Annotated in this window: 22 protein-coding genes; 11 read left to right on the forward strand and 11 right to left on the reverse strand. The window is 59.7% G+C overall.

The window, feature by feature from the left end; genetic code table 11:
• Positions 1 to 43: 43 nt before the first annotated feature.
• Positions 44 to 955, reverse strand: a complete 912-nt coding sequence (locus ABGT66_RS02420; RefSeq protein WP_346688599.1) for a YitT family protein — start codon at positions 953 to 955, stop codon at positions 44 to 46.
• Between the two features lie 165 nt (positions 956 to 1,120).
• On the opposite strand from ABGT66_RS02420, the gene ABGT66_RS02425 reads away from it, so the two are divergent.
• Both ABGT66_RS02425 and ABGT66_RS02430 read left to right on the forward strand, forming a co-directional pair.
• Positions 1,121 to 1,555, forward strand: coding sequence for a hypothetical protein (locus ABGT66_RS02425; protein ID WP_294193571.1), 435 nt, complete (start codon positions 1,121 to 1,123; stop codon positions 1,553 to 1,555).
• A gap of 63 nt (positions 1,556 to 1,618) precedes the next feature.
• Positions 1,619 to 2,806: a Zn-dependent hydrolase gene (locus tag ABGT66_RS02430; protein WP_346688601.1), complete on the forward strand. Its 1,188-nt coding sequence runs from the start codon at positions 1,619 to 1,621 to the stop codon at positions 2,804 to 2,806.
• A 117-nt stretch (positions 2,807 to 2,923) separates the two neighbouring features.
• On the opposite strand, the gene metX is transcribed toward ABGT66_RS02430, so the two are convergent.
• Both metX and ABGT66_RS02440 read right to left on the reverse strand, forming a co-directional pair.
• Positions 2,924 to 3,994 carry a homoserine O-acetyltransferase gene (gene metX / locus ABGT66_RS02435; protein WP_346688603.1) on the reverse strand — a complete coding sequence of 357 codons (1,071 nt, stop codon included), beginning with the start codon at positions 3,992 to 3,994 and terminating at the stop codon, positions 2,924 to 2,926.
• 9 nt (positions 3,995 to 4,003) lie between these two features.
• Positions 4,004 to 5,299 (reverse strand): O-acetylhomoserine aminocarboxypropyltransferase/cysteine synthase family protein, encoded by a 1,296-nt coding sequence (locus tag ABGT66_RS02440; protein WP_303146862.1) that lies wholly within the window; start codon positions 5,297 to 5,299, stop codon positions 4,004 to 4,006.
• 294 nt (positions 5,300 to 5,593) lie between these two features.
• On the opposite strand from ABGT66_RS02440, the gene ABGT66_RS02445 reads away from it, so the two are divergent.
• Positions 5,594 to 6,640 (forward strand): homoserine dehydrogenase, encoded by a 1,047-nt coding sequence (locus ABGT66_RS02445; protein WP_346688604.1) that lies wholly within the window; start codon positions 5,594 to 5,596, stop codon positions 6,638 to 6,640.
• A gap of 66 nt (positions 6,641 to 6,706) precedes the next feature.
• Here ABGT66_RS02445 and ABGT66_RS02450 read toward each other — a convergent pair whose 3' ends face one another.
• The 3 genes from ABGT66_RS02450 to ABGT66_RS02460 form a co-directional block, all read right to left on the reverse strand.
• Positions 6,707 to 7,900 (reverse strand): ATP-binding protein, encoded by a 1,194-nt coding sequence (locus tag ABGT66_RS02450; protein WP_346688606.1) that lies wholly within the window; start codon positions 7,898 to 7,900, stop codon positions 6,707 to 6,709.
• A 175-nt stretch (positions 7,901 to 8,075) separates the two neighbouring features.
• A complete protein-coding gene (locus tag ABGT66_RS02455) occupies positions 8,076 to 8,462 on the reverse strand; it encodes a helix-turn-helix domain-containing protein (RefSeq protein ID WP_346688608.1) in 387 nt (128 codons plus the stop codon).
• Between the two features lie 12 nt (positions 8,463 to 8,474).
• Positions 8,475 to 8,909, reverse strand: coding sequence for a helix-turn-helix transcriptional regulator (locus ABGT66_RS02460; protein WP_346688609.1), 435 nt, complete (start codon positions 8,907 to 8,909; stop codon positions 8,475 to 8,477).
• A gap of 163 nt (positions 8,910 to 9,072) precedes the next feature.
• Between ABGT66_RS02460 and ABGT66_RS02465 the strand changes: the two genes are divergently transcribed.
• Positions 9,073 to 10,392 carry a Wzz/FepE/Etk N-terminal domain-containing protein gene (locus tag ABGT66_RS02465; RefSeq protein WP_346688611.1) on the forward strand — a complete coding sequence of 440 codons (1,320 nt, stop codon included), beginning with the start codon at positions 9,073 to 9,075 and terminating at the stop codon, positions 10,390 to 10,392.
• Positions 10,393 to 10,485: 93 nt separating this feature from the next.
• Here the strand turns inward: ABGT66_RS02465 and ABGT66_RS02470 are convergent, their stop codons facing one another.
• The 5 genes from ABGT66_RS02470 to ABGT66_RS02490 all read right to left on the reverse strand — a co-directional run bounded on the left by ABGT66_RS02470 (position 10,486) and on the right by ABGT66_RS02490 (position 12,258).
• Complete coding sequence (locus tag ABGT66_RS02470) at positions 10,486 to 10,983, reverse strand: sigma-70 family RNA polymerase sigma factor (protein ID WP_346688613.1); 498 nt, start codon at positions 10,981 to 10,983, stop codon at positions 10,486 to 10,488.
• On the reverse strand, positions 10,976 to 11,323 hold the full coding sequence (locus ABGT66_RS02475; RefSeq protein WP_346688614.1) for a D-Ala-D-Ala carboxypeptidase family metallohydrolase: 348 nt from the start codon (positions 11,321 to 11,323) through the stop codon (positions 10,976 to 10,978). Before ABGT66_RS02475 ends, ABGT66_RS02470 begins: the two co-directional genes overlap by 8 nt.
• A 68-nt stretch (positions 11,324 to 11,391) precedes the next feature.
• Complete coding sequence (locus tag ABGT66_RS02480) at positions 11,392 to 11,547, reverse strand: YvrJ family protein (RefSeq protein ID WP_300264136.1); 156 nt, start codon at positions 11,545 to 11,547, stop codon at positions 11,392 to 11,394.
• Between the two features lie 216 nt (positions 11,548 to 11,763).
• Positions 11,764 to 11,991, reverse strand: coding sequence for a DUF2922 family protein (locus ABGT66_RS02485; protein ID WP_294191983.1), 228 nt, complete (start codon positions 11,989 to 11,991; stop codon positions 11,764 to 11,766).
• Between the two features lie 48 nt (positions 11,992 to 12,039).
• A complete protein-coding gene (locus tag ABGT66_RS02490) occupies positions 12,040 to 12,258 on the reverse strand; it encodes a DUF1659 domain-containing protein (RefSeq protein ID WP_294191984.1) in 219 nt (72 codons plus the stop codon).
• Between the two features lie 155 nt (positions 12,259 to 12,413).
• On the opposite strand from ABGT66_RS02490, the gene ABGT66_RS02495 reads away from it, so the two are divergent.
• The 7 genes from ABGT66_RS02495 to ABGT66_RS02525 all read left to right on the forward strand — a co-directional run bounded on the left by ABGT66_RS02495 (position 12,414) and on the right by ABGT66_RS02525 (position 17,157).
• Complete coding sequence (locus ABGT66_RS02495) at positions 12,414 to 13,280, forward strand: PDZ domain-containing protein (protein ID WP_346688615.1); 867 nt, start codon at positions 12,414 to 12,416, stop codon at positions 13,278 to 13,280.
• Positions 13,281 to 13,474: 194 nt separating this feature from the next.
• Positions 13,475 to 13,690, forward strand: a complete 216-nt coding sequence (locus ABGT66_RS02500; RefSeq protein WP_300264131.1) for a type II toxin-antitoxin system prevent-host-death family antitoxin — start codon at positions 13,475 to 13,477, stop codon at positions 13,688 to 13,690.
• Between the two features lies 1 nt (position 13,691).
• Entirely contained in the window at positions 13,692 to 14,105 is a 414-nt protein-coding gene (locus tag ABGT66_RS02505) for a PIN domain-containing protein (RefSeq protein WP_300264130.1), read from the forward strand.
• A gap of 214 nt (positions 14,106 to 14,319) precedes the next feature.
• Positions 14,320 to 14,625, forward strand: coding sequence for a type II toxin-antitoxin system RelB/DinJ family antitoxin (locus ABGT66_RS02510; RefSeq protein ID WP_300264128.1), 306 nt, complete (start codon positions 14,320 to 14,322; stop codon positions 14,623 to 14,625).
• Positions 14,622 to 14,954, forward strand: a complete 333-nt coding sequence (locus tag ABGT66_RS02515) for a type II toxin-antitoxin system RelE/ParE family toxin (RefSeq protein ID WP_346688618.1) — start codon at positions 14,622 to 14,624, stop codon at positions 14,952 to 14,954. Before ABGT66_RS02510 ends, ABGT66_RS02515 begins: the two co-directional genes overlap by 4 nt.
• 99 nt (positions 14,955 to 15,053) lie before the next feature.
• Complete coding sequence (locus ABGT66_RS02520) at positions 15,054 to 16,049, forward strand: phosphohydrolase (RefSeq protein ID WP_294191992.1); 996 nt, start codon at positions 15,054 to 15,056, stop codon at positions 16,047 to 16,049.
• 1 nt (position 16,050) lies between these two features.
• The gene (locus ABGT66_RS02525; protein ID WP_346688619.1) at positions 16,051 to 17,157 is read left to right on the forward strand and encodes a glycosyltransferase; all 1,107 of its coding nucleotides are present in this window, start codon (positions 16,051 to 16,053) and stop codon (positions 17,155 to 17,157) included.
• Positions 17,158 to 17,259 lie beyond the last annotated feature (102 nt).

Below are 17,259 nucleotides of genomic sequence, written 5' to 3' on the forward strand. Positions count from 1 at the left end.
GCGGCGGGCCGTCGATTTCGTAAATTTTGCCGGGCGGCGCGTGCTACACGTTGCGCCAGCGCTTGAAGCCGCGGCCCACAACCTCGTCCGCCTCGGCGAGCACCATGAACGCGCCCGGATAATTCTGCGCGAGGAACGCCTTCAGCTCGACCGCCTCGCGCGTGCGCAGCAGCGTCATAATCGTGAAGCCCGCGTGATGCTTGTAGCCGCCCTCGCTCTTCAGCAGCGTGCAGCTGCGGTCAAGATGCTGCGAAATAAATTCGACGACCGCCTCCGTGTGCGACGTGACGACGAAGACGAGCTTGCGCTTCTCGAACGACGACAGCACGCGGTCCATCGCCATGCCGTTCACGTAGCAGGAGACGAAGCCGTACATCGCGTTCGTCAGCCCGATGATGCCGATGGAGATGAGCAGCAGCGTCATGTTGAAGTAAATGCTTATCTTGCCTATCTCGAGGCCGTACTTCTTGCGCAGCACCGATATCGCGATATCCAGCCCGCCGATGCAGACGCCCTGGCGGTAAAGCAGCCCCGCGCCGAAGCCCTTGATCGCGCTGCCGACCACCGCGACGAGAAACCTGTCCTCGATGACCGGGAACTGAATCGTCTGCATTAAGTCGAGCGCGAACGAAAGGAAGAAAGCGTTGAAGACCGTCCAGATAAGAAAGCGCCGGTTAAGCGTCCGCGCGCCCCACGCGAGCATGACGACGTTCAGCGCGAGCAGCGTGTAGGCCGGGTTTATTCCGAACGCGTACTTCACGAGCACCGAGACGCCCGTCACCCCCTGGTCGGCGAATCTGTACGGCAGCGTGAAAGCCGCGACCCCCACCGAATAAATAATAATCGCGACGACCGACGTGACGAGCGTGCGCCACTCGGAAAAGAATATAACCTCGGCCTTCCTGTATAAATGCTTCCACTTCAGCCCGTCCGCCGGATGCCCGGAATGTTCCATAGCGCCGTTCTCCCCGTATGCTCTCGCAGTTTTTTCGCGCGCGCCGAACGGCGCGCCTCTCCGCGTGATTTTAGCACAAACCGACATTTTTGCCGCGCGCCTCTTTTGCGCGGCGCAAGCTGTGATAAAATGTAGCCTGAAAATTTATGTTCGGGAGGAATAACAATGCCGGCACCAATGCAGATAAGCCTTGAGGAGATAATATCGATGCTGCTCCAGCGCGTCGAAGCCCTCTCCGCAAGCGACGAAAACAGCAAAACCAAGCAGAATATAATCTACAGAGCCCTCTACAAAAAAGGACTCATCACCGAAGAAGACATACTCGACTCCGTGAAGGAAGAATACCGCATGCTCAAAGAGCTCGGCGTGATACAGGACGAGCCGAGCGACGACATGTACAAGACCATCACCGACGGCATCCTCCAGTGGATAAAGGGCGACGTCGAAGGCATCAAAAAGTCGATGGCCGAATACGAGCAGAAGCTCCGCGAATTCGCACGCGAAGAAGCCGCGAAAAAGCCGAAAATCGAAGTAGCCGGCGCCAACGTCCTCAACCAGCTCGACGCCGCAGCAAACAAAGGCGGAAAGCTGATAATATAACAGGCGGTCCGCCGCATACGTTTGCGGGGCGGCTCTTTTTCGACAATACAGGAGTGAAATCAAGTGAACAAGGTAAACGAGATACTCAATGAGATAGGCCGCGCCGGACGCGCCGAAGACGGCTCCTACACGCGCGCATGCTACAGCCCGGAATACTTCGAGGCCGTCGACATAACGGAAAAACTCATGCGCGAATACGGCATGGTAACGTCGCGCGACGCGGCGGGCAACCTCCGCGGCGTTCTGCGCGGCGCGGGGCTCGGCCATAAAAGCATAATCATAGGCTCGCACCTCGACACAGTGCCGAGCGGCGGACTCTTCGACGGCGCATACGGCGTCGCGGGCGGACTCGAGGTCGTCCGCAAGCTCAAGGAAGAGGGCAGAAAGCTGCGCCACACGCTCGAGCTCTACGCCTTCAACGCGGAAGAGTCGAACCCGCTCGGCGCCACCTTCGGCAGCCGCGCCGTGACCGGCCTCGTATCGCCCGAGCAGCCCGGGCTTGCCGAGGCGCTGAAAAATTACGGACACACCGTGGACGAGATAACGGCCTGCCGCCGAGATTTCAGCGACGCGAAATGCTACCTTGAGCTTCACATCGAGCAGGGCGACTACCTCTTCAACGAAGGGCTCAAAATAGGCGTCGTCAGCGGAATCGTCAGCGTAATCAGCTACCGCGTGACCGCGATAGGCCACAGCAACCACGCCGGAACGACGATGATGAAGAACCGCCACGACGCGATGGTCGCGATGGCGAGGCTTATCACGGAAGCCGACAAACGTTGCCGCGCGATAGACGACACTCTGGTGCTGACGGTCGGGACGATAAAATGCTGGCCCGGCTCTGAAAACGTCATCCCCGGCAAGGTCGAATGCACCTTTGAAATGCGCCACATGGAAAAGTCTAAGACCGACGAGCTGATAAAAGAGATACGCGAAATCGCGGACAGCATAGATACCGTAAAATTTGAAATAGTCAATATGATTAACAAGGGCTCGGTCTCATGTGACGCGCACCTGATGGACGTGATAGGCGCGGCGGCGAAGGAGGCGGGAGAAAAGCCCGTCGTCATGCCGAGCGGCGCGGGCCACGACGCGAACCCGATGGCGCACCGCGTGCCCATCGGCATGATATTCGTGCCGAGCAAGGACGGCCTGAGCCACTGCCCCGAAGAGTGGACGGAGCCGCAGGATACTGAGGCGGGCGCTGAGGTGCTGTACCGCACGGTGCTCGCGCTGGACGCGGAAGATTAACGCGGCAATTTTGAATTACGGCATAATAATCTAATACGGAGAACGGGCGGAGAATTTTATCCCCGCCCGTTTTATTTGTGCCGCAGAATAAACATATCGAAAAAACCAGATATTCTCTTACCCCTGCAAAAACTCCCTCAAATAGTCGTCGAGCTGGTCGAAGTCCATCAGGAAGGCGTCGTGGCCGTTGTCGCTTTCTATTTCTTCGTAGTAGGCGGCGACGCCGTTTTTGGCGGCGGCGCGGACGGCTTCTTCGACCTGCCAGTTGGGGAAGAGCATGTCGCTGGATATGCCGAGGCCGAGCAGCCTGCGCCCCGCGAAGCGTTTCCACGCCGCGTCGACGCCGCCGCGGCCCGCGCCTATGTCGTGCAGGTCCATCATGCGCGTGAGGTAGAGGTAGCAGTTCGCGTCGAAGCGCTTGACGAGCTCCTGCCCGTGGTGGTGCAGGTAGCTTTCTATCCGGAACTGTCCGCCCCACGCGCCGGCGGCTTCGTCGGCCATTTCGCGCATGTAGCGGTTTGAGAAGGTTTGTTCGCTTTTGTAGGTTATCATGGCGAGCATTCTGGCGGCGGCGAGGCCGTTGACTGGGCCCGCGCCTTCGTAGTCGCCGCCGCGCCACTGCGGGTCGTCCATGATGCTTTGGCGCTGGACGGCGTTGAAGGCTATCGCCTGCGGGTATAGGCGGTCGGGTGCCGCGATGAGCGCGCAGCTGTTCGCGAAGTCGGGGAAGGATATCGCGGCTTCGAGCGCTATCATGCCGCCGAGCGAGCCGCCGACTACGGCGCGCAGGCGTTTTACGCCGAGCGCTTCGAGCGCGGCTTTCTGCGCGAAGGCCGTGTCGCGCGGCGAGAGTATGGGGAATCTCATGGCCCAGCGTCGCCCGTCCGCTGGATTGACGGCTGCGGGCGAGGTGCTGCCGTATGGACTTCCGAGGTTGTTGAAGCATATTACGCGGTATTTCCGCGTGTCGAGCGCCATGCCGTCGCCGACGACCGCGCCCCACCACGGCTCCGGCTCGCCCGCTTTGCGTTCGCCGGCAAGCTTCCAGCTTCCGGTCAGCGCGTGGCAGACGAGTATCGTCTCGTCCCCTTCGCCGTAGTCTCCGTAGGCCTGCGTCAGCTCTTCAAAGTACGCGCCCGAGGGCAGCGTCACGCGCGGCAGGACTACGGAGGAGTGTTCTTCGCGCATTATTTGCGTTTACCGCGCCGCCGCGGCGAGCCCTCTTTCAAGGTCGGCTATTATGTCGCGCGCGTCCTCGATGCCGACGCTGAGGCGCAGCATTCCGTCGGATATTCCCGCGGCGCGGCGCTGTTCCGGCGCGAGCTGCGAGTGCGTCGTGCTGGCGGGGTGCGTGACGAGCGTGCGCGACTCGCCGAGGTTCGCGGCGTGGTGGATCATCTTGAGCGCGTCTACGAATCTGCGCCCCGCCTCTACGCCGCCCTTGACTTCGACCGCCATCATGCCGCCGCAGCCGTCTTTGAGGTAGACCTTCGCCATGTCGTTCTGCGGATGGCTCGCGAGGCCGGGGTAGCGCACCCATTCGACCTGCGGATGGTTTTCGAGGAAAGTCGCGACTTCCATCGCGTTTTCGCTGTGGCGCTTCATGCGGAGGCCGAGCGTGCCGAGCGACATGCGAAGCAGGTAGGCGTCGAAGGCTGACGGGCAGCCGCCGAGGTCGCGCAGAATCGAGGCGCGGAGCTTCGCGGCGAAGGCTGCGCGGCCGAAGCGCTCCGTGAAGGTGACGCCGTGGTATCCCGCGTCGGGCTTCGCAAGGCCGGGGAATTTATCGGGATAGGCGGCCCAGTCGAAATTGCCGCCGTCTATCACCGCCCCGCCGATGACGTTGCCGAATCCGGAGATGTATTTCGTAGTCGAATGGAAGACGATGTGCGCGCCCCACTCTATAGGGCGGCAGAGCGCGGGCGACGCGAAGGTGTTGTCCACGACGAGCGGCACGCCCTGGCGGCGCGCTATGCGCGAGAGCGCCTCGAGCGGCGCGACGTTGATAATCGGGTTGCCGATGGTCTCGGTGAAAATCGCGCGCGTTTCGTCGTTGATCGCCTGCTCAACCTGGCAGGGATGGTCTCCGTCGACCATTATCACCTCGACGCCGAAGCGCGTCAGCAGATTCTGGAGGAAAGTCAGCGTCCCGCCGTAGACCTTGCGCGAGAGGACGACGTTCGTCCCCGCCTCGCAGAGCGCCGCCGCGATATGCGAAAGCGCGGCCTGCCCGGAGGCGAGCGCGACCGCGCCGACGCCGCTTTCAAGCGACGCGAGCGTATCTTCGAAGGCCTTCACCGTCGGGTTCGCGATGCGCGAATAGGTGAAGCCCTCCTCCTCGAGATTGAAAAGCCGCTCCGCGTGAGCGCCGTCATGGAACTGATAGGCCGCCGTAGCGTATATGGGCAGCCCCAGAGCCCCCGTCGCGGGGTCGCAGTCCCAGCCCGCGTGCAGAGCCCTCGTCATAAAGCCGTAATCCTTGCAGTCCGCCATAAAAAACGCCTCCTTATAAAAAAGCGGCCCCGTTCCGAAAGCCGCGCCGTTATGCAAAAATATTGAAAAAACCGAAAGCCCCCGCCCGCGGCGCGCTCTGTACGGAACGCGCCATATCAGCGGAAAAAGCCGTTCGGAAGCCGATTCACCGCCATTCTAGCGGCGCGCTCCGCCCTTGTCAAGAAAGCCGCGCGCGCGTTAAAATTTATCCAAAATCAAAGACGCGGGCGGCCCTCTGAGGCAAAACCGCGCGCGTCGGGAACGCTCATCAAAAAAACGGAGGGACTGACGAAAATGGAGAGAACCGTAAAAATCTGCATGGCGGGCTTCGGCAACGTCGGCGTACGCTTCGCGCGCATGCTTCTGGAACATGAGCGCAGCCTTCGCGACGAATACAACTGCCGCGTCGTCGTCACCGGCGTCTGCACGCGCACGCGCGGCACCGTCATCAACCCCGAAGGGCTCGACCTCGGCGCGCTCCTAATAATGAAAGAAGAGCTCGGACGCTTCGACTCCGAATACCCGGGCTTCACGCCGAACTGCGGCGCGCCCGAAATGATAGAGCGCTGCGGCGCGGACATATTCATAGAGCTCAGCACACTCTCCGTCAAAGACGGCGAGCCCGCGTCAAGCTACATACGCGCGGCGCTCGAACACGGAATGCACGTCATCACCGCCAACAAAGGCCCCGAGGCGTGGCGCTACGCCGAGCTCAAAGCGCTCGCGGACGAACACGGAAAACGCTATCTCTTCGAAACCGCTGTGCTCGACGGCACGCCGCTATTCAACATGGCGCGCGGCTGCCTGCCCGGCTGCGAAGTGACCGCGATACGCGGAATCATCAACACCACGACGAACTTCATCCTCGGCGAAATAGAGCGCGGCGGCACATACGACGAAGCCGTCGCCGAGGCGCAGCGCCGCCAGTTCGCCGAGGCCGACCCCTCGATGGACGTAGACGGCTGGGACGGCGCGGCGAAAATATGCGCGCTCGCCAACGTCCTGATGAACGCGAACGCGACGCCCGAAGACGTGCGCGTGCGCAGCCTGCGCGAAATCACGCCGCGAGAAATAAAAGCCGCGCGCGAAACCGACTGCCGCATAAAATACATCTGCTCCGCCGAACGCGCGGAAGACGGCGCGCTCGCCCTCTCCGTCGCCCCGGCGCTCGTCCCGATGGACGACCCCGCCGCCCTCGTCAACGGCACCTCGAACATCATCACGCTCCGCACCGACATGATGGGCGAAATCTCAATCATAGAAAAAGACCCGGAAATAAAACAGACCGCCTACGGCGTCTACAGCGACCTGCTGACGATAATAAGCGGGGAAAAGGAATAAAAGAGAACAACGGGAAATATACAAAACCGCCGCCGCCTCGTGACTACTGGGCGGCGGCGGTCGTTTCTAACTCCATCGCGCCGCCGTAAGAAAATCTCTGATATTGTTGTGCTTTATCCCGTTCCGGCTTAAATCCAGTTCGTCCATCGAGACTACATATTTAGGATAGTTGTCGGGGACAGTCTCGTAAACGCCGAACTCGCGCCGTACTGTCTCGTCGGATGCGAGCAGATAGCACACCTGCACATATATTTTCTCTCCGTGCTTTTCCGCGATAAAATCAATTTCCTTGTCCCCGGCCTTGCCCACCGTGACGGAATATCCGCGCCGCAGCATTTCCATGAACACGATATTTTCAAGGACGAGATTAACGTCGCGCATATTGCCTCCATAGACGGCTTCTCTTATGCCGTGGTCGGCGGCGTAATATTTTTCGTTGGTCGTAAGAATCTGCTTCCCCTGCAAATCCTGCCGCCGCACTCTGTAGAACAGATAAGCGTCTGCACAGTACGTTATGTAGTTGAGGATCGTCTCTGTTGACACCCCGCGCTTTTCGCTCTTAAAGAATTTGGAGACGGACGTAGCGGAAAAAGTAGTTCCTATATTCGCCATAACGTAGGCGAGTATCCGCTCGAGCAGGTCCACGTCGCGCACCTGATTGCGCTTGACTATATCTTTCAGCTGCACCGAATTAAATAAATCCTTCAGATATTGGCGGCACGGCTCCTCCTCATAACGCAGATTGCCTAAATAAGGCATTCCGCCGAACAGCAGGTACTTTTGAAAACATACGTTGGGCGGCGTATCGTGGAAAACCGAACGATAAAGCTCCGTAAATTCGGAAAATGAAAAGGGATAGACCACGAACTCCACGTACCGGCCTCCGAGATAAGTAGCGAGCTCCCCTGACAGCAGCTTCGCGTTGGAGCCCGTTATATAAATGTCGCAGTCGAACTCGACACGGAAGGAGTTGACGCACTTCTCCCAGTCCGCGACCTCCTGGATTTCGTCGAAAAAAAGGTATGCTTTTCCTTCTATTTGCTTGACGCGCGAGGCAATCTCGTCGTGAAGCGCCCGCGCCGTAAGCAGACGGGCGAATCGCATATCCTCGAAATTGATTGAAACGACGCTCTCCCGCCCTACGCCCGCGGCGGCCAGCTCGTCCTTAATAAGCTCGAGCATGACGGATTTCCCGCTGCGCCGTATGCCGGTTATCACCTTGATAAGCTCTCCGCCGATAAACGGGCGTATCCTGCTCATATACGCTTCGCGCTTTATCACCGAAATCAACTCCCCGCGTGATATTTTATTCTCTACGCAGGATATATTATAGCAAAATCATATTTTTATTCGATATATCGAATAAAATCTGGATCACGTTTTCATTCTCTATATCATGTCATGGAAAATGCGTCGGTTTTTTGCCGCGGCGCTCCTATGTGTGCCCTTCGCTCTCCCTCTTTATCCTCTGCCATAGCAGCTCGACGTGGGGGAAGACCTTTCTGGCGTCGTCGGGCGACATGTCGTAGCGGACGGTTTTGCCGCATTCCCTTCTTTCAACCGACAGCATGACGGAGTCGTCCCGCACCCTTGCGGTGAGCGAGTAGACGACGCAGAGGCCTTCTCCTTCGCCGGCGCAGTCCTTGCGCTTTTCCGGCGCGTCGGGGTCGAGAACCTCGCCCATCAGATACGCCGCCGAAGTGCGCAGCGCCTCCGCCAGCTTGAGAAGATTCGCGCTGTCCGGCATAAAAACGTCGCGCTCCCATGAAGACACCGTCTGCCTCGCCGTACCGACCAGATAGGCGAGCTCCTCCTGATTCATAATTCCGCGCCCTTATCCCCGCGTCTCCATCTCTTTTTCTATCTTTTGCCACAGGCGCTCAACGAAGGGGAATACGCGCTCGGCGCATTCAGGCGGGAGTTCGTAGCGCACCGTTTTGCCGTTCGAGCTTTTTTCCATCGATATAAGAATCGGTTCAGGCGCCGCGGCGTTCAGCGAGTAGGCGGCCTTGACGCTTCCGCGGCTCGGGCGCGGCGCATCGCCGTCCGGCGCGGCGGGTTCGGGCTGCGGCGTTTCGCCCATTATGTAGGCTACGGAGGTGTTGAGCACCTTCGCCAGCTTCAGCAGATTCGCGCCCTCCGGCAGACAAATGTCGCGTTCCCATGACGAAATCGTCTGGCGCGCGGCATCGACAAGATATGCAAGCTCTTCCTGACTTTTTACACCGTTTAATTTTCTGAGATAGCGTATCCTTTCGCCGACCGACATCGCCAAGCACCTCCGTCAAAAACATAGCGCGAAAGCAGAAAGGCGAAAGCAATTATATATGTCATTTTTAAATGTCATTTTGACGTGTTTGCTTGACAGACAAAGAAGCGTGTCTCTATAATTTGGTGACTGGTACAAAGTTTGTCTGATTGGTGATGATATTATGGGCAAAGAGCTGCCGCCGCGGAGCGAGATGTATGGGTGGAACGACGAGTATGACGAGATAGACCTCGTAGACATCTTATCCTCTTTATGGAAGCGCAGGCTGATGATAGCGGCGGCGGCGTTCGTCTGTATCGCGTGCGCGCTGGGCTGGCTGCTGCTCACGCCGCGCGTGTACGAGAGCAGGACGACGCTGCTTTTCCTGCCGCCTCTGCCCGCCGAGATAGACAGCGAAGAAAGCCGCAGCGTCGTGCTGACGCCGGACACGTATTTCACCCTCGCGACGGCGGAGGATTTGCTGCACGACGTAGCGGAGGCCGCTTACCGCGGCGCGGCGGGCGAGGATATGCCGTCGGTCGCGGCCATGCGCCGCAGCTTAACGGTCAAGCTTGCGGAATCGTCTGAGAAGGCGCAGGGCGTGCCGGACCAGATGGCGATGTCCGTATCCTTCCGCGCGCGTGAGCCCGAAGAGGCAATGAAGGTGCTGACGCTCTGGACGGAATTGTTTATAAAGAGGAACGCGCAGCTGTTCGTCGACAGGACGGGTTCTTCGTTCGAGTTCCTCGGCAAATCCGTCGAGACCGTGCAGAAAGACCTTGAAGCGACGGAGAATAGTCTGCTCGCATACCAGAAGGAGAATACCATTCCGCTGATGAAGGTTCGTCTTGCGGCGCTCGAACAGACCTATTCCGGCCTGCTGGCGCAGTATAACGAAAAATCCGCCGCCCTCCCGCCGCTTGAGGCGGAGGAGAAAGCGGCGGCGAAGCTGCTTGCGAAGGAGCCGGAGACGAAAGCTCTGTCGCGCGGCATGAGCCGCGAGGCGCTGTGGAATTTCGTTTCGAGCTCGGAGGCGGGCGCGGCGAAGCAAAATCCCGCGGCGCTCAACGTCAGCGACGAGATACAAAACAGCCTCTATCAGCAGCTAAAGGAGCGGCGCTCCGGCGCGGAGATAAGAATAGCCTCGCTGCGCGCCTCTATTAAAGATTTGCGCGCGCGCATCGATAAGACGCAGAAAGAATACGCCGCGCTGAATGCGCGCATTCTCGCGGCCGAGACGGAAGTCGCGCGGCTTCAGCGCGAACGCGCGACGCTGCAGGAATCCTACGCCGCGCTTTCAAAGCAATATCAGCGCTCACGCGTCGCGACGGTCGAGGCGACCGACCCGATAAAGATAGTCGAAAAGCCGATAGTTCCGCGCGAGCCGGTTTCGCGCGGAGGCCTCAAGATACTCTGCCTCGCCGGCCTGCTCGGCTTATTTATGGGAACGACCGCGGCGCTCGTCGCAGAGATGTTCGCGAAGAGGGCGGAGGCAAAGGCGTAGCGCCCTTCGCGTAAATTCCTCAAGACAAAACGAGCGGGCCGTCTCCCGATTTCCGGGAAACGGCCCGCTCGTTCAGCTCTGTCTTACGTTGTTCTATTCCTCCCGCCTTATCAGCGGTCTCAGCTTGTCTCTTATCTTTTTGAGGCGCGCGGCTACGGCCTGCTGGCTTATGCCGAGTTCGCGCGCTATTTCGGCCTGGGTGAAGCCTTCCATGAGCGCCTGCGTTATGTCGAGCTCGCTTCGCGTGAGGGTGCGGCGCAGGGTTTCGCGCAGCTCGGCTTCGCTGTATTTTTCGTCTTCCGCGCCCGCGGTTTCTTCTATCGCTTCGAGCAGCACTTCGCCGCCGTCGTCGTGCGCGCGCCCGCGCAGGCGCGCCGCGGCGTCGCGCACGTGATACGGCACACGGTTGCGCAGGAATAGCGGCAGCCACTGCCTGTCGCGGCACTGAGGGACGAGGACGACGAGCGCCATGTAGCCCTCCTGCACGAGGTCCTCGTATTCCGCGCCGCGCCCCTGGTATTTCGCCGCCGCGGCTTTGACGAGCGGCGTGTATTCGCGCGCTATGCGCTCTATATCTGATGCGTTATTCATCGTTTATTTCCAGGTGGACGAAGTTCCGCGACGGGTATGGCAGGATTTTTGAGAATCCCGCCGCGCGCGCGAGAGTGCGGAATTTTTCCTGCTCCGCGCGCGGCACGGCTACGTCGGCGGCAAGGCCGCGCATGTGGCGGCTGTTCGGGACGCCGCCCACTTCGGCGTTGTGGCGCGCGCAGCGGTAGCCGCTGGTGACGGTCAGGGGCTTTCCCCACGCTTCGCGCAGTTTTTGGAGCGAGGCGGCGAGCTTGGGGTGGAGCATGACGGTGTGGCAGCATGGGCATTGGAACTCCCGAAGGCTGAAATTTTCCGTTATCTGAAATTCGTTGAGGCGCATTGATTTTTCTCCTTTTTGAAAGCCGCCGCGGGCTTTCCGCGCTTCGCGGCGGCGCTCTCCCCGCGCCGTCATTCATGACGGGCCGAGGTCTTTTCCATTACGGCTCCGAGGTCTGTTACCGCTTTCGTCAGCTCTTCGAGCCGCCTGTCCATCCTGATGAGCAGGTAGGCGGCGACGGCTACGGAGAAGCCGTTCTGTATCATGCTCGCGGTAAGCTCTTCCATCGTCATTCTCTCCTTCCGCCGCGCGGGCGCAGCAGTGCCGTGAGCGCTCTGAGCGCCGCGCGCAGCACTTTTATGATTTTGTCCATTGTTTTTGCGGGGTTCTCCTTTTTCTGTTTTCGCCGGGGGTTTTGATGGGTAGATTATAGTATATATTTCTCTGATTGAGAATACTAAAAGTTTTTAGAATCGGGGAGGGAGCGCCCCTCCCCTGTCGGTTTAGGCCGAGGGCGTGAGCGCGATCTCGGTCGAGGTGCGGTCTATGAGCTCCGCGGTCTCGCAGCTTTCGAGGACGACCGCGAAGGGCTGCTGCTCGAGGATGAGATCCACGGCGGCCTGCACCTTCGCCGCGCCTTCGGGCTCCGCGAGGGTCGGGGCCGCGTAGTCCATGCTGACGTAGAAGCTTTTGCCAGTCTCGGTTATGAATTTCAGCTTTACCGTTTTCATCGTTTCCACCTCCTTTTCAGTCGTTTTCTTTCGTTTCGCCGCGCGGCGCTAGGCGCTTTCGAGGAGCTCGGTGTCGTACTTCCTGACGGAAGCGACGGGGTACTCGAGAAGCTCGCCGAGCGCCGAGGCGAGGGCGCTGAGAGTGTCCGCAGTCGCAGCCGCGCCGATGTTGGAGAGGGATACGGTCTTGGTGACGGTCTTGCCCTCTTCCTCGCCGAGCGATATCGTGAGGCGGAGCGAGCTGCTTATGTGCTTGAACTGTGCCATTTCGTCGTCCTCCTTTCTTCGTTTGATGACAATAATAGTGTGATGGAAGCGTAAGTTTTACAAACAGATTTCTTTTTTATTTTTGCGGACGCTTTGGGACGGCGCGCCGTGATGATAGAATAAAGCGGTGCAGTACATTGAAAGGAGAGATTCGCATGAAGAAGTTTATCGCGGCGCTGCTCGCCGTGCTCGTCGCGGCGACCTCCGCCGCGGCCTACCCGCCGCCCCCGCCTCCGAGAAGGTACGGCCCTCCGCCGCCTCCCCCGCCGCCGCACCATCACCGCCATCCGCACGACTACTGCGACGACGCGGCGCTTTTCGGCGGGCTTGCGGTCGGGCTGATGATCGGCGCGCTCGCGAGCAGCCAGCAGGACCAGGCGGCCGCGCGCGAGGCGGAGCAGCAGCGCGTCTTTGAACGCGAGGCGGCCGAGGTGCGCGAGGCGGCGCGGAAGCTCGCCGAGGCGCAGAGCGTGAACGTGACTGAGATTATCTCCAAGCTCGGCCCGGACCACGCGCTTGAGGACCTCGACAACTACTGGCAGGCGCACGGGCAGCCGACGCTGCAGGACGTGAACAGGCCGCCGCGCACGCTGAAGATAGCGGGATTTTCGCAGAATATGAGGCTGCTTTACGACATCGACCGCGAGCGCAGCACGGTGACGGTCACGGTGAGCGCGCCGGAGTACAACGTCACGGAGAGCCGTACGATGCCATACGTCTACGCGCCGCCGGCGGCGCAGGCTTCGGGCGGAGTTGAAAAGCTGCTGGGCTTCACCGTATCGGACGGCTCGCGCAGCCCCGAGGGATTCCTCGTGATAACGTCCGTAGTTCCCTCGACGGTCGCGGCCTACGCCGGCGTCAAGAGCGGCTCGGTGCTCTGCGCCGTGGACGGGAACAGCACGGCGAACGTGAGCGCCGCGCAGATGGAAGCCTACGTAGGAAGCCGCGCAGCCGCGGGAGCCGCGGTGAAACTGACGCTCGCCGGCGGCGGCGCGCGCCGGACGCTGGAGCTGAGGCCGTAAGGATAGAATCCGGCAAACGGACGAACGCTGGCCGCCGCCCGGAGGACACGCGGGCGGCGGTTTTTGTGTTCGCGTTGTTTGCTGCTATGAGTCAAATTTCTTCAGCGCACAAAAGCATTATCATATATGTACGATGTTTTTTATAAATCGCACAATTATGTTATAATTATCGTACGATTAAAGGAGGGGATACCATGTCCATAACTGCAACGGAATTGAAAGCAAATCTTGGGAAGTATCTTCAAATGGCCGAAACGGAAGATATTTATATAACGCGCAACGGCAAAATGGTAGCGCGGCTTACAGCGCCATACAAGAACAAAAGAGAAATCGCGGAATCGCTTTTCGGCATAATTCCAGCCGACATAACGCTTGAAGAAGCACGAGAAGAAAGATTGAGCAGAATATAATATGCGGGCTTTAATAGATACATGCATAGTTATTGATGCCTTGCAGAACCGTAGTCCGTTCGCAAACGATGCGCGGGCAATATTTTACGCCGCGGCTGACAATCGTTTTGACGGGTATGTGACAGCTAAGTCAACAGCTGATATCTACTACCTTATGCATAGATATACACACAGCGACAAAGAAACAAGAGACGTGCTAAGACGTCTCGGTTCGCTTTTCGAGTTTCTTGACACTTCAGCGGCTGACTGTATCAATGCTATCGACTCCAACATAAGGGATTATGAGGATGCAATAATGTCGGAAAGCGCGGAGAGGTCAGGTATGGACTGCATCGTTACGCGCAACACCGCAGATTACCTTTTCTCTAAAGTCGCGGTATACACCCCGCAGGAATTTCTTGCAATGTTCGATTGATGGAAGGTGTTTTAGCCTCCGTTTCTGCACGCATTACTCCGCCGCACTGCACGCTGGAGCTGAGACCGTAGGGATAATATCCAACAAACGGACGAACGCAGGCCGCCGCCCCGAGGATACGCGGGCGGCGGCTTTTTTGCTGCGCTTATCGCAGCATATTTGCTTGCGTATGCTTGCGTTTACAATATAATTATAGAAAAGGAGAGTGAACGATATGGCTAACACTACGGCGGTCTACGCGCGCATCGACACCAAACTGAAGGAAAACGCGGAGGATATTCTCGCGCAGCTCGGGATTTCGCCTTCGAGCGCAATACAGATGTTTTACAGCAAAATTGTGCTGACGCGCGGAATGCCCTTCGAGCTGCGCCTGCCGTACCCCAAGCCGACGGCGATAGGCGGCATGACGCGCGAGGAGCTCGACGCGGAGCTGGAGAAGGGGCTCGACGATATCAGAAGAGGCGAAGTATATTCTGCCGAAGAAGTTGACAGAGAGCTGGCAGAGGAATTCGGCATATGACGCCGGGCAAATACCGAGTAGACTACTCCGCTTCTGCAAAGAGCGATTTAAGAGCGATATTTGCGTATATTGCGCATACGCTGAAGGCGCGACTGACCGCGGCCCGTCAAATTGACAGGCTGAAAGCTGCGGCGCTCGCGCTTGATTCCTTTCCGGAACGGCATGAAATCGTTGAAAGAGGATACGGAAGGACAGAAATCCGAAAATTCTCAGTGGACAACTATATTGTATTTTATTCAGTGAATTCCCAAACAAAAATTGTGACGATAGTCCGTATATTTTACGGCGGAAGAGACGTCAAAAACATAGTCAACGCCGAAGAGCAGTAATTTATCGCTTCCCGGGCTTCTGCGCCCCGCAGCCGCGCGCTTTACTCCGCCGCGGCGCTGCTTTACAATTTAACTAAATAAAAAACCGGAGGAATAACGATGGACAGACCTCTTCTTCATATAATCAGCCACACGGACCTCGACGGAGTCGCGGCGGCGGCGCTCGCGTGGCACGTGAAGGGCGGGCGCGTCGCGCGCGTTTCGCTGACGGGCTACGGCGAGGTGGACGCGCTCATCCTCGAAACGCTCGCGTCCGGCAAGGAGCCGCTCGTGCTCGACCTCTTCTGCCAGAAGGAACAGACTATCGACGAGGTGGACAGGCTTTACGACGAAGCCCGCCCGCCTTTTCTTTTCGACCACCACAAGAGCACCTTCGAACGCTACGGCAACAGGAAATGGGCCGTCATCGACACGAACTACTGCGGCGCGCTCGTCTACTGGAACTGGATGTCCGAGCGCGCGCAGGACTCGCGGACGAAGGAGGCGCTCGCGCGGCTCGAGCCGATCGTGCGCATCGCGAACGACCGCGACCTCTGGCTCGGGCAGATACCGGAGAGCCGTTTGTGGCAGGCGCTCGTTACGATGTGCGGCCACTGGGGGATGTTCGCGCGGCTCGCGGCGAACCCGAGCGCGGAGCTGACGCCCGAGGAGTTTGACGGCGCGTCGGAATTCACGGAGCGCCAGGAGGCGCGCTTCGCCGAGGCGAAGGAGCATATATGGAGGCACGGCGCGGAGCTGGCCTTCCTCTGCGACGGGATTCTCGAATACGGCGACGTTTCCGACTTCTGCGGCCTGCTGCTCGACCGCGACGAGAATCCGCCCGAGGTGGCGGCGGTCGCCGCGCGCAGGCTCGGCGGCGACTGGGCCGTATCTATGCGCAGCCGCGACGGCCTCGCGGGGCGCGTCCTCGCGCTGCTGAAGGACGGCAAAAAAGTCCGCGGCGGCGGACACGGCGACGCCTCGGCGCTCTATTTCCCGCGCAACTACACGCAGGAGCAGATGCGCGACTCCATCCTCGCGGCCATAAAGGTCGAGAAGGAGCGCAGCGCAGCGCCGAAGGTTACGCTCGGCGACCTCTTCAAAGGGCTGGCATAGGATGAAAACCTTAGCGCTGATCTACGCCTCCGAGGGGACGGGGCATAAAAGCGCCGCCTTCGCGCTGCGCGAGGCCTTCCTCGCGGCGAACCCGGAGGGGAACGCCCTCTGCCTCGACATACTCGACTTCGTCCCGCCCTTCATGAAGGGACTCCTCTCCGGCGGCTACGACGTTATGGCGCGCAGCGCGCCGTGGCTCTGGTCGCGATTCTACTGGGGCTCCGACAAGCGCGGCGGCCAGGCCTCGGCCTTCGAGTGGGTCCACGGACAATTCTGCCGCGCATGCCTGCCCAAGCTGAAGCGGCACCTCGCGTCGAAAGGCGCGGAAGCGGCGGTATTCACGCACTACTTCGGAGCCGCGGAGTTTGCCGCGATGAACAGGGGCCGCGCGCCCGTGTATTACGCGGACACGGACTTCGAGACCCACCGCTTCCAGCGCAGCCGCGAATTCACGATGAGCTTCGCCGGCAGCGCGCGCGCCGCGCGCCAGCGCTACGCCGAAGGGATAACCAACGTCATGGCGACCGGCGTCCCCGTCGCCGCCAAATACGCGCACATGCCAACGAAAGCCGAGGCGCGCGCCAAACTCGGCCTGCCCGCGAACGAAAAAGTCGTCCTCGTCAGCGGCGGCGGCATAGGCGCCGGCCCCGTACAGAAGGCGGCGGAATCGCTCGCCGCGGCGGGATATTACGTCCTCGCCGTCTGCGGCGGCAACGAAAAGCTGCGCGCAAGCATGAAAGCCTTCTTCATGTACAAAGAAAACGTCCGCGTCGAGGGCTTCGTCCCCGACATGGAAAACTACTACGCCGCGGCCGACGCCGCCGTGATGAAGCCCGGCGGCCTCTCGGCCTCCGAGGCGCTCTGCGCCGGCCTGCCGATGCTGCTCACCGACCCGATACCGGGACAGGAAGAGCTAAACCTCTCCTACCTCGCCGCGAACGGAGCCGCCCGCCCGCTCGTAATCCCGCAGCGCGCCGCCGAAGCCGCCGACGAAATATTCGAAAGCGGCGAAGCAAGCAAAATGCGCGAATGCGCCCTAGCCATAGCGCACCCCCGCGCCGCGGCGGAGATAATAAACATAGTGACGCAGGACGCTGGGGCGTGGTAGGAAGCAAAGCCGGAGCAAAATCCCCGATATCTCACACAATTTGATAAATTTCATCAAACAAAGCCGCGGCGGCGATATCCACGCCGCGGCCTTGTCGCCGCA

Origin of the sequence: uncultured Cloacibacillus sp. (genome assembly GCF_963926575.1) — a bacterium.
GTDB classification, from domain to species: Bacteria; Synergistota; Synergistia; order Synergistales; family Synergistaceae; genus Caccocola; species Caccocola faecigallinarum.